Here is a 13,161-nt window from a genome sequence, read left to right as displayed (position 1 = left end):
TCGTGCTCAGTATGATTCATTAACTTCTCTATATACGCAAAAACACTACCTAATTTTCAATGGAAAACGACATAAAAATGTAGCTCGAAAAACTATTATCTTAAAGTTTAAAGCATCCATACATGATATTAGTAACCAAGCACTTACCTATTCTATATCGGGATATAACTGCATTGTCATTTCATAAAGCTCATCTTCTGCATTTTTACCCTTTTGATCAGGATTTGGGTAGAGAGCTGCAGTAAGAATTAATCGAGGAAGCTGAACATACTCAGCAAATACTCTTTCAAACTCTTTTCTAAGAAAGTCAAACCAAAATGTCATAATTTCTTCGGGCGTATGCGGGTCTGGTATCTTGTAAGTAAAAAAATCCGCATTAAGACAATACTCCATACGAAAGGTAGCCGCCATACGATCATGCAACCACTGTAAAGTTCTATGATCAAAACTTATAAGCTCATCACGTAAGTCGCTCAGTTCAGTGCGAGCAGAAACTACCCTTTCAGCTTTACGATGCTTAGCGCTAGCAAAATTAACGATGATATGTAATGCTTCTCCATAGCAACCATGCTGTATCAATCCAATACGGGTAGAGTCACCGTGAAAATAACTACCAACTATCATCGATAAGCCCTATTAATAAACTTTTGTTTTAAAGAAAACAAGTAATAATACGCTATATCGATCCATTTAGAGCAACTAAGCCTTTAAATATCATAAGATAGCGCTATAATTGCACATTAGCCTACTTTTTTACATTAGTAAATTATCTATAGAGACAACCATGGCATTTAACCAAACCCAGTTTTTTGAAGATTTAGAAAAATTAACCGCTAAAGCCATTGATAAGAATAAAAAAGAAGACTTTATATATGATTTCCTAACGCTGCTAGATGTCTCAAAATCTACTATTACCTCTCTCAAAAAGAATGACGGCCGTTTCAATGTCGCAGCCAATCCTGAAGCTGGCGAGGTTGCCAATAAGCATCGTATCTACTTCAAGCCTGTCGCTGAAGCCCAAGACCTTGCGCAAGCCCTAAGTGAGGTAGTAAGCAGCCCAATTATTAGTCAGCACAAAATCCGTATGGTAATGGTGACAGACTTCAACACCGTACTGATTAATGATACTAAGTATGATGAGACGCTTGACTGCGATTTTGCTGATCTTTATAAGAACTACCATTTCCTATTGCCACTTGCCGGCCTAGAGCGTGCACGTGAGTACTCAGAGCATCCAGCTGATGTGCAAGCGTCGGAGAAAATGGGGCGCTTGTTTGACCATATCCGTAAGCTCAATGAGTTTAATACTGCTGATGACTTACATGCGCTCAATATATTTTTAACGCGGCTACTGTTCTGCTTTTATGCAGAAGACACGGGTATTTTTAAAGCCGATCAGTTCTATGACGTGATTGACAGAACTACCAACATAGATGGCAGTGACGTCGATAGCATCTTATATGAGCTATTTGAAGTTCTAGACTTACCTGACTCTAGTGCGGAACGTCATGCAAAGCCTACACACCTAAGTGCATTCCCCTATGTGAACGGCAGCTTGTTTGAATATCAGTTTGCCATTCCGGAGTTTGATGCGCGTACCCGCCGTATCTTATTAGAGTGCGCACGTTTGAGCTGGGCCGAGATTAACCCAGATATTTTTGGCTCCATGTTTCAGGCAGTGATTGACCCTGAGCAGCGTGGCAGCTTAGGACAGCATTACACCAGTGTTAGCAATATCATGAAGGTCATACAGCCGCTATTCTTAGACGAGCTACGTACAGAGCTAGATACAGTCATAGCATTGAGTCATGACAATCGCCATAAGAACAATAAAGCCGAACGCTTAGATACCCTACTTAAGCGTATCAGCAAGATCAAAGTATTTGACCCGGCGTGTGGATCAGGCAACTTTTTGATCATTGCTTATAAAGAGCTACGTAAACTAGAAATTGATGTATTAAAGGCACAACGCGATTTACTAGGATCGAAAGACAATCTGTTAGGTTTAGGCTTCGATAGTGTGGTCAGCTTAGATAATCTGTACGGTATCGAGTATGACGACTTTGCCAGTCAAATAGCGCGTTTGTCACTTTGGCTCGCTGAGCATCAGATGAATGTGCTATTCGAGCAAGAGTTCGGTGCATCTCAGCCTATGCTGCCCCTCAAAGACAGTGGGCATATTGTTTATGGCAATAGCTTGCGTATAGACTGGCAAGTGGTATGTCCAAATAATGGCAGTGATGAGATTTATATCGTAGGTAACCCACCGTTTGGAGGTACAACCAATAGAACTGACGAGCAATCTAAAGATATGGAACTTGCATTTAAAGATTTAAAGAAATTTAAATCTCTCGATTATGTTGCTTCTTGGTTTTGGAAAGGCTCACACTATATTGCTCACTCAAATGCACAGCTCGCATTGGTATCGACTAACTCGATTGCTCAAGGCGAGCAAGTAGCAATGTTATTTCCCTATATTTTTGATCTAGGCATCCATATTAGCTTTGCTTACCAAAGTTTCCCTTGGAAAAATAATGCTAAACACAATGCTGGCGTGCATGTAGTTATTATTAGTTTATCTTCAAAAACTTCAACTCAAAAAAGCATTTACAAGTTAGTACATAGTATCTGGCACAAAGAAAAAGTAAACAATATAAGTCCATATTTGGTAAAAGGCTCAAATATAGCTATCGAAAGTAGGCGTCATCCTTTACATAGTGCGTCCCCAATGATCTACGGTAATAAGCCAGTTGACGGTGGAAATCTACTATTAGATCCTGAAGAATATAAAACATTAATCAAAGAAGAGCCAAGTTCTAAGAAATGGATAAAAAAGCTACTTGGCTCTGCTGAGTTTCTAAATGCTAAAGAACGTTACTGCCTTTGGTTAGTAAATATCACACAAGAAGAATTAAAAACTCTATCTCTTGTAAAAGAAAGAGTTGAAAAAGTCAGACAAATGCGTCTTGCGAGTCGAGATAAAGGAGCAAATAAACTGGCTGAAAAACCTCACGAGTTTAGAGACATTAACAATCCTAGAAACTATATCCTAATTCCCGGAGTTACCTCTGAACGCCGAGAATATGTGCCTATAGGTTTTTATGGCTACGAAGTTATAGCTACGAATCTCGTCAATATTATTCCTGAAGGATCAATATATGACTTCGCAATTTTAACTTCATTTATTCATAACGATTGGATGCGTTTAGTCGCTGGTCGTTTAGAAAGTCGTTATCGTTATACGAGTACTATCGTCTACAACACCTTCCCTTTCCCTGATGCCACTGGCGAGCAAAAAAACAATATAGAAAATCTCGCGGAAGAAATCCTGCTTGCTCGAGCCAGTAATGCTGGCATGACATTAGCTGAGCTATACGATCCCGATAAGATGCCAAAAGACTTAAAGCAAGCGCATAGCAATCTCGATGATGCAGTGGATAAGCTGTATCGTCCGCAAGGCTTTGCCAACACCGAAGAGCGCTTGGCGCATTTGCTGGCACGCTATGAGCAGCTTATCGAGGCAGAGCAGCAGAGCAGCAGAGCAGCAGAGCAAAAGTAAAAAGAAAACCCAAAAGAAAAGTAAGTAGCGTCTTTTAATATTTATGGAAAACAACATCAAACACATTATAAAGAGCGTTCTATTATGATTTCCAAAATCTTACCAAGCGTAGCAATTGCTGCCCTACTCGTGTTTTCTGCAGGTCAAGCATCAGCTGCGTCACAAAGTGATCTCATATCGCTAAAAGGCAAAAATGGTCAAGACCTTCCTGAAGGCGATATGTTTATATTGTTTGCGTGGATGGAAGATGGCTGTATCGGTGATGGTCCTATTTATAGCTCTATCAATAAACATCATAATAAATTCATTGATAAAACGATGAAAATGAAGACGCTTGCAAAACCGAATGCAAATGATGATATTTATGAGTTTTCTATAACACCCAGATCTCAATGGACTCCTGGTTATAGCGCACTCATGAAGGATATCAGCATTCATACTAATTATGAATATACCGAATACCATATTAAATTTGCAGATGGTGTCAAATACCGCGAACAACCTATAACAGAGTATCAATATAAGTTTAGGCCTGAGTCAGAAGGTGGTGCACACGTTCTGAAGTTTGCTAAAAATGCAGACATGCAAAGTGTGTGGAAGCACTTCAAAACACGTCAAACATCAGACTATATGAGTGACGGTTTGTATGATTCAAAAGCTAGGTTTGACCGTAATGATAATACGATAACTTGTGTCTATTGATTTCACACTATTGCTATGACAAATGAGTTTTATTTTTACGACGCTACAGCCTTACAAGCATCTCTACCTATGATGAATCTACTATGACTGCCACTGTTAATATCCTAAATCAAAATTACGCCCGCACGGGTCAAAGTAAAAAAAACAACGAGCTTGGCATGCGTGAAATGCAGGCACGTGCATTTGAGAAGCGTAATAGCCAGTATTTGCTCATCAAATCACCACCTGCCTCTGGTAAGTCACGCGCCATGATGTTTTTGGCCTTGGATAAGCTTATTAACCAAGGTATCAAGAAAGTTATTATTACTGTACCAGAGATGAGTATTGGCAAGTCTTTTAAGTCAACAGCGCTCAGTAACTATGGTTTCTTTGCAGATTGGCAAGTAGCAGATCGCTATAACTTATGCTTAAATATTGCTCAAAGTGACACGAGCAAGAGTGCTATATTTTCAGAGTTTCTCACTTCAAACGTAGATGACAACTCCCTACCTCAGGTTTTAGTTTGTACTCATCACAGTTTTAGATATGGCTTTGATAAGATAATCGAGGACGGCGGTAGTATTGAGCTATTTAACGATATTCTTATTGGTATTGATGAATTCCATCACGTATCAGCAAGTGAATCAAACCGCTTAGGTGCCATACTAGATGGCATTATGACGCAGACTAGCGCACATATTGTGGCAATGACGGGTTCATATTTCCGTGGTGACTCAGTGCCCATCTTGTCAGATAGCGACGAAGAGAAGTTCGATAAGGTAACTTACACCTACTACGAACAGCTTAATGGTTATGAACACTTGAAATCATTGGGACTCGGCTATCACTTCTATAAAAAATCATTCTTTGACGCCTTAGATGAATGCTTGGATACCAGTAAAAAAACCATTATTCACATTCCTAACGTCAACAGTCTCACTGCTGAGACAGACAAATATGAAACCGTTGGCCGTATCATAGATGTCATTGGTGAAGTTGAGTCTCGTGATGATATTACGGGTGTTATGACAATACGCACACATGACGGTAAGCAATTGCTACTCGCAGACCTAGTGACTGATGACGCTATGCGGGCTAATACTCAGGCTTATTTGGCTGATATTACCTCTCGCGATCAGATGGATATCATTATTGCTCTTGGCATGGCAAAAGAAGGCTTTGACTGGGAGTATTGTGAGCACGTATTGACCATTGGCTATCGAGGCTCTCTGACTGAGGTGGTGCAGATTATTGGCCGCTCAACACGCGATAGCGCGGGCAAACACCATGCTCAATTTACCAATCTAATCGCTGAGCCAGAAGCTGATAAATCTGAAGTGACAAGCTCTGTTAATGATTTATTAAAAGCCATTACTTTATCGCTACTGATGGAGCAAGTGCTCAAACCTAACATTAACTTTAAACGTCGTAGTGAGCTGGATATATTAGGTAAGGCAGACTTGCCGGCAGGTACCATTATCATTGACGATACAGTAAACCCTCCCTCTGATCGAGTCATGAAGATACTCAACCAAGACCGTGATGAGATATTGGCCCAGTTAGCCCAAAATACAGAGAACATCAAAAAGTATATCGCCGCTGAAACCAATAACGTCGAGACTGAAGCCGTATCAGATACCGTCATCCCAAGTATTATCCGTAGTAAATACCCAGCGCTGGATACCAATGAAGTACGGCAAGTGCAAGAAGGTGTCATGCAGTATATGGCTATCAACCGCCAAGGTGGCGTGGTTGATGGTAAAGATATTCCTGAAGATGCCGTTATTGAAAATGAACGATTTTTCGTTAAGCAAGGCACTGAGTATGTCGATATCGCTACTCTAAACGCTGAACGGAAAGATCAGCTCAACGAAAGTGACATTATTAAAGGGCGCCACCTGCCAGCTGATGCAAAAATTTATAACCCCAAAACCCAATCAAGCAGTAGCAACGACTCAAACCCTAGCAACGGCTTTGTGAAAGTTGGCAGTAAGTTCGTCAATGTAAATAACCTTCCCATTGACCTTGTGAAATCGGTCAACCCATTTCATGATGCTTATGAAGTCCTCTCTAGAACCGTCGATAAAGAAGTACTACAAACAATCAATGACGTCGTACATGCCGGCCGTTCTACCGTAACCGAGGCAGAAGCCGTACTGATGTGGCCAAAAATAGTTGCATTCATGAAAAGCAAAGGCCGTCAGCCAAATAGAAACTCAGAAGATGCTATCGAGCGGCGCATGACTGAAGTTATCTCCTATGTCAGAAACCAAAAAGCCAAGCGAGAAGCCAATAGTCATGATTAAACTCGATGAGATCTATCAAAGTCGTGAGTACAAAACGCTAGAAGATATCTTTTCTAACGATAGTACGGGGCTATTAGATGATGTAAAGCCTATTACTAAAAGCTCAGCGAACAATAGCGTTTTGACACAGCAGTTTAACGACATAAACAATTTTATTGATAAGCATGGACGCCGTCCCAGTAGCAGTGCCAGCGACATTAATGAAAAAATAAGTGCTCGCCTCTTAGCTACCATACAAACCAACCACGCAAACTCGCAAGAACTGCTAGCTTTAGATAAGCATGGTTTACTATCTGCTCAAACTACTGCGTCTACCCTATCTGACCAACCGACACTCTCAGACAAAAGCATGAGTAATAAGGATGATGATGGGTCTAAAAAGGCAATCAGCGATAGTAGTAAGGAAACTGAACCGGTAGTAGATGCTGTTAGCGAGCTACCTGTTATCAATAGTCTAGATGATATTTTCAACAGTGATGACCTAGGGATTTTTGACAACATCCACTCTGAGATCTTAGTCAATGACCATCAGAGCAATACACGTGCCAGCTACGATCAATATAATGACGAAGATATAGCCAGCCGGTTCGAATGTAAGGACTTTTATAAATTTGAAGCGACGTTTGAGCGCATATCTAAAGCCATTCAAACGGGTGCTTTTACTAAAACTAACTTTTCATCGGTGAAAGCAATCAACATCGGCAGTGTCTTTGTTTTAAATGGCATGCTTTGCTATGTGGCTAATATTTATAAAGCAGAGGCTAGAAAGAATGCTCGTAGCCAAGAGAGACTACGCTTAATATTCTCTAATGGTACAGAGTCGAATATGCTCACTTATTCATTGGCGACCGCTCAGTATAAATATGAAAACAGCTATCAGCTGTTAATTACTGATCCCGACTGGATGGACGATGAACTGGCCAAAAACTTTGGCGATGATCGGCAACTTACTGGAGTCATTTATGTTGCCAAGCTGACTGAAACCCCAAACACCTTGGCGCATTATAAACACCTTCATAAAGTTGGTTTCTCAACCCTTACAGGTGAGGCGCGAACCAAGCACTCAGTTAGGGATACCGCATTCTTGCAGCAACCTGTAGACATTATTGCTGAGTGGCAAGTTTATGACGCCAATGCCCGAAGCGTGGAAGGTGTATTGCATGCTTTCTTCTACGACCAAAGAGTTAAAGTGTCTTTAAAAGCAGCAAACGATAATCTCTACAAAGCAACAGAATGGTTCAATGTTCCTCTTGCTGAAATAGAAAAGGCCATTAACTTGGTTATCGCTGGGGACATTAAAGACTATCGAATGGATGGTGTAGCTGGCAAGGTGGTTTTGAAGTAGTGAGCGCTTGCAGCATTAACTTATACCCATATATTTAAAAATTATCAGATGCACTTACCTATAATATTACGGGTCTATAAATAGCATTTATAGATATACTGATTATCAACCAAAATGTGAACATACTATACTGATAAAACCTCTAAGTCAGTATTTACAAAGCTTCTACTATAAATTGCTAATAATGAGATTTACCAGATGGCTTTGTGAAAATCGGGGTTTGTTATCAGAGTGTTTAAAGATAAGCAAGTTATCAAGGATATAATTAAATGATTGAGCTTAAGCCAATAGCGATTAAAGATATTTCAGAGCACAAATTTTTCATTCGATATTATCAGCGTGGCTATCGCTGGACAGAACAACAAGTTTGCCAGTTATTAGATGATATTGATAATTTTACACCAAGAGAAATCAAGGATACGACACCAGTTGAAAAAACTTTTTACTGCCTGCAACCTATTGTCTTGAAAAATCTATCGTCTAATGCGATACCAGATAGAGTACTTGAAGGTAGCTGGTATGAGGTTATCGATGGACAGCAACGACTTACTACTATTTATCTGATATTAAAATATATTAATGAGTTTTGGATAGGCAAGCAAAAGAAGCCGATGTTCAGCATTGATTATGAAACTCGTGAAAATTCTGTACAATTTTTATCAAATCTAAAATTTAATGAAGATGATTTAACAGTTGCTATCGATAAAAACAATATCGATTACTATCATATCTCTAAAGCTTATCAAGCTATCAGAGACTGGGAATTGTCCTATAGAGAAAAGTATAAAGAATATTTTTCTTCAGAAAAATTTTTAGATAACTTTTTAAACTATTCAAAAATAATTTGGTATGAGGTCGAGCAAGAAGAAAATAGCATTAAACTTTTTGAAAGGCTAAATCTTGGTAAAATCCCCTTAACCAATGCCGAGCTTACCAAAGCATTATTTTTATCAACAGATAGTTTTAGTGAGCTAGCGACTGAAACACAAAGAATTAAGCACTACGAAATAGCCTCGTTATGGGACGATATAGAACACAAGCTGAATGAGCAGGATAGGAAATTTTGGTCATTTATAACGAACAAGAAGCGAGAAGACTTCGATACTAAAATTGACCTGATTTTAGATCTAATTGCAGGAAAATCAGCGAGCGATCTTGATACCTTGCATACATTTCTTTGGTTTTTAAATCAGAGTAAGACGCCCGTTACGGATAGCGCCAGTTCTAGCTTGTCCATGGCCTGGGAAAGAATTGATAATTTTTATCACACGCTTATTGAATGGAATAATGATAGAGAGCTTTATCATCTAATAGGCTATCTTGTCTCAAGTAAGCGCATAAAAGGCTACGACAAACCTTCGCTAAACCAGTTAGTTAAGTATGCAATGAGTCATACCAAAGATGAATTTACAGCTCACATCAACAAGCACATTCAAGACTCCATCAGTTTTGGTTTTACAGAAGATAGCGTCACAGATCTTAGTTATGATAAAAACAAGGCTGTACTTTTCAACTTGTTACTCTTATTTAATGTAGAGGTTTATCGTACGTCAAAAACCATAGACGACTTTTATCCGTTTAAACAACATAAGTCTAACCAATGGAGCTTAGAACACATTCACGCCCAAAGCTCCGAAGGGTTAGATCAAACTAAAAAAGAGCAATGGATTCAATGGTTAGAACTACATTTACCTGTACTAAATGAATTAAAAAACCAACCTGAATTCGAGATCGATCCTGCTATTAATAAAATGATATCGGAATCTCAAGATTACATTAGCAATAATATTACTTTGAGTTGGGATAGATTTAATACCTTATTTGAAAAAATAAATAAATTACTTTCTTCTAAAAACGATCCAAACAATACACAAATGCATGGCCTAGGTAATATGGCGTTACTTAGTCAACCAAATAACTCAGTACTAAATAACTCGGCGTTTGAGGTTAAGCGACGCCAAATTATTAAATTGGATAAAGAAGGCAGTTTTATCCCTATTTGTACCAAAAGAGTATTCCAGGGTTATTATTCTGATGCTGGTTCTTTAGAGCCTAAGTACATTTGGAGTCCGCAAGATCAAGAAACATACCTTAAAGAGATGCTAGACACTTTGTCTAACTACATTCCATATGACTTTGATAACTCTAATAACATCGCTCTACTATTCGAATTAAATAGCACCACTCCCCTGTCAGAGGATGACCTATGAGTATTACAGAAACAAAATTTATTGATCTGCTTGAACAATACAAGGTCATTATTCCACCTATCCAACGAGACTATGCACAAGGTAGGAATAATGAAGAAGTTAGAAGGATTCGTCATAGATTTTTAAATAACATATCTGACGTATTAGCTGAAGATTATAACGATGCGCCTTTGAAGCTTGATTTTATTTATGGCTATTTAGTTAAAGATGAAGGCGAAGAGAATAAAAAAGACAGTATACCGATCTTCAAGCCGTTGGATGGGCAACAACGTTTAACCACATTGTTTCTGTTACATTGGTATACGGCAGTAACTGAAAACAAAATAACCGACGAAAATCAAGCTTTATTAGCCAATTTCTCCTACGCTACTCGTGATAAATGTAGAAAATTTTGTGAAAAGCTTATTCACTTTATACCTAACCAAGAGGTAGATAGTAAACCAATAAAGTTACAAATTGAAAATCAACCATGGTTTTTTATTTCTTGGCAAAGTGACCCTACTATTGCCTCTATGCTGGTTATGCTTGATGCAATTGAAACTGTTTTTAATACTAATAATTTAAAAAATGTTTGGGAAAAACTAACAGGAGATAGCCCAAAAATTGTTTTTTATTTGCTCGAAATGAAAGGTTTAGGACTGCCAGAGGATTTGTATATAAAAATGAACTCTCGTGGTAAATCCTTGACCAACTTTGAACATTTTAAATCTCAATTTTCTGGAATAATTCCAGATAGCATGGTACCTATTTTTAATCAAAAAATTGACAATCAATGGTCAGATCTGTTCTGGGATATTCATAAGGCCAATGAGAGTACTAATATCGATATTGCTGCTGAGGTCGATCAATCTTTCTTAAATTTTTATCAGTACATCACAGACTTGCTGATTACAACCAAGAACATAACAATCGAAGATGGTTATTGGCAAGAAGTTGCCAACACTGTATATCGCAATAATGAGAGAAATGTTAATTACTTATTTGACGCATTAGATACCTTTGTAAACCAGCAAAAAAATAATCCGCATTACTTCTTTGAATACTTATACGTAAGTAAAACTGACTTTTCAGTTAGTAAGGTAAGGTTATTTTTTAACAGTGCTGAAACCAATTTATTCTACAAATGTGCCCAGGTGTATAACATTGAACAAAGAAATGCTTTCTCTATTGGTGAGCAACTAATGCTATACGCTATGATGCGCCATTTGCAAGAAGATATTGTTGGATTTTCAGATAAAATAAGAAAGATACGCAATTTAATTATCGCTTCTGATGACAATATCAGAAAAGAGTATTTAAAGGTTTTATATAAAGATATAGATAACATTCTTAACGACAAAAATCTTGAGGATGACTCTCAATTTTCAAAACAGCAACTTTCAGAGGAGTCAATTAAGTCGAATATAATTAGTAATAATCAAACTTTAAAGTCTCCTATTTATAAGCTTGAAGACCATAATTTACTTAGAGGCTCAGTATCAATAATGGGGCTTACAGAAGATAATGATATCACTAGCTATGCAACTATGTTTGATACAATATTTTCAAGAGATACGGACGAAAGCTATAAGATGATTAGCCGTGCCATGATGTCAATAGACGATTATTCTCAAGACTATAGTTACGGTAAACGGCGCATTGGTAATAACAATGCTTCGATATGGCGAGAACTATTTACAAAAAGCGATAGGCGCAAAGGCTTTGATAATACCCGAGAAATTTTACAACAATACCTAAAAATATTTTTAGATAATCCTGATACTAGTAACCAATCTATTATTAATAACTATTCGCAAGAGTCTTACCCTTGGAACTACTACTTTGCAAAATACAGTAGCTTTAGCAACTTTAAGTCTGGGTACTATTTTTGGGGTCAATATAAATTTAAACCATATGAATGCTTTATGATGAACCGAAAGCAATTCAATGGTCACCATTGGAATCCTTTCCTTTTAGAACTACGTAATCAGCATAAAAACTATTGCAGTATCGATGACTACGGTAACGACCTTCAATTTGCGTATGAAAACTGCATTTTAAATATCAGAATGTACAATAATAACTTCGAGTTTTACGCTCCTGAAGAGGACTCAGTTAGTAATATTGCAATATCAAGAATCATTGAACATGGAATACTAGATAAAAATGCAAGTATTGTAGTTCCACAAGATACTGAAGGCTATGATCTAAATGATCGTATAAGACTATGCTCAAATACTTTACTAGACATAGAGAGATTTTTGATTGATCTTTGAATCCAAATCAAATTAATTATAATTCTGTTTTCTCTAAATCCGGGATGGGCTCCTAAATCCTAATCTGACGTTACTGATAGGACAGATTAGGTTGTGAAATCAGCATCTAACTCTCTACTGTCAACCTACTCCTCAGCATATATTGCTTTTAAATGAAAAGAGTTAGGTTCATCAGTCATACTTGAGCGGTAATATATATCTTCACCAATATTAGGTAATAATCTTTCAACAGCATCTGCTATGTAAGCAAAAACTTCTATTGGTAAGCTTTGAACGCTTTCCATTCCAATAAACAACCCTTTAGTATGGTGTGCTTTTGATAATTGATTTATAAGCTTATGTGTTGTTACTTTTACTAAATCTGATTCAGAGTCACCTATGGTACTTGCTTGAATGAACTGGAATAAATTACCACATTCAAATAGGCTTTTGATATCTACAATATCTATACCGATGATTGTACTTGCAGCGTTTACATTGAGTAGCTCGGTGACAGCTTTTACTTCATCAGGCTGACATTTAACAATGCCCTCTATAATATCTAAACGATCAAAATCCATATCATCTATTTGCAATCCCACTAAAAACCAAGTTTCTGACTTCTCTTTTAGCTCTAGTAGCGCCTGCTCATTCCAATCCTCGCTGATAATAAAGCAACCAATAACAGACCTAGGGTAACGATCCATAGTTCGTTGATATAGGAATGCATCAGGTGTGTCATCTATATATGATTCGTCCAGATGGTATTTCATCGCTATACTCACTGATAAATAATGTTTCTTGGTATGGTTAGAAGTATCAAACT

General features: G+C 37.7%; 8 protein-coding genes. 6 read left to right on the top strand and 2 right to left on the bottom strand.

The genetic code is table 11. The features are described from left to right. Nucleotides 1-147: 147 nt before the first annotated feature. A complete protein-coding gene (locus QO189_RS09495; RefSeq protein WP_371532553.1) occupies nucleotides 148-624 on the bottom strand; it encodes a hypothetical protein in 477 nt (158 codons plus the stop codon). 160 nt (nucleotides 625-784) lie between these two features. On the opposite strand from QO189_RS09495, the gene QO189_RS09490 reads away from it, so the two are divergent. The 6 genes from QO189_RS09490 (at nucleotide 785) to QO189_RS09465 (ending at nucleotide 12,356) form a co-directional block, all read left to right on the top strand. After that, complete coding sequence (locus QO189_RS09490) at nucleotides 785-3,559, top strand: DNA methyltransferase (protein ID WP_371532552.1); 2,775 nt, start codon at nucleotides 785-787, stop codon at nucleotides 3,557-3,559. A gap of 84 nt (nucleotides 3,560-3,643) precedes the next feature. Next, nucleotides 3,644-4,261 (top strand): hypothetical protein, encoded by a 618-nt coding sequence (locus tag QO189_RS09485; protein ID WP_347163191.1) that lies wholly within the window; start codon nucleotides 3,644-3,646, stop codon nucleotides 4,259-4,261. An 83-nt stretch (nucleotides 4,262-4,344) separates the two neighbouring features. Next, nucleotides 4,345-6,546, top strand: coding sequence for a DEAD/DEAH box helicase (locus QO189_RS09480; RefSeq protein WP_371532551.1), 2,202 nt, complete (start codon nucleotides 4,345-4,347; stop codon nucleotides 6,544-6,546). Beyond that, nucleotides 6,500-7,891 carry a GIY-YIG nuclease family protein gene (locus QO189_RS09475; protein WP_371532550.1) on the top strand — a complete coding sequence of 464 codons (1,392 nt, stop codon included), beginning with the start codon at nucleotides 6,500-6,502 and terminating at the stop codon, nucleotides 7,889-7,891. Before QO189_RS09480 ends, QO189_RS09475 begins: the two co-directional genes overlap by 47 nt. A gap of 269 nt (nucleotides 7,892-8,160) precedes the next feature. Further along, nucleotides 8,161-10,101 carry a DUF262 domain-containing protein gene (locus tag QO189_RS09470; RefSeq protein WP_371532549.1) on the top strand — a complete coding sequence of 647 codons (1,941 nt, stop codon included), beginning with the start codon at nucleotides 8,161-8,163 and terminating at the stop codon, nucleotides 10,099-10,101. Next, nucleotides 10,098-12,356: a DUF262 domain-containing protein gene (locus QO189_RS09465; protein WP_371532548.1), complete on the top strand. Its 2,259-nt coding sequence runs from the start codon at nucleotides 10,098-10,100 to the stop codon at nucleotides 12,354-12,356. Before QO189_RS09470 ends, QO189_RS09465 begins: the two co-directional genes overlap by 4 nt. Nucleotides 12,357-12,481: 125 nt before the next feature. On the opposite strand, the gene QO189_RS09460 is transcribed toward QO189_RS09465, so the two are convergent. Next, complete coding sequence (locus QO189_RS09460; protein ID WP_371532547.1) at nucleotides 12,482-13,108, bottom strand: hypothetical protein; 627 nt, start codon at nucleotides 13,106-13,108, stop codon at nucleotides 12,482-12,484. Between the last annotated feature and the right edge of the window lie 53 nt (nucleotides 13,109-13,161).

This window comes from Psychrobacter sp. Arc29, from assembly GCF_041431175.1.
Taxonomy (GTDB): domain Bacteria; phylum Pseudomonadota; class Gammaproteobacteria; order Pseudomonadales; family Moraxellaceae; genus Psychrobacter.
The sequence above is the reverse complement of the archived record's forward strand: the minus strand, read 5'-3'. Positions and strand labels throughout refer to the sequence as shown.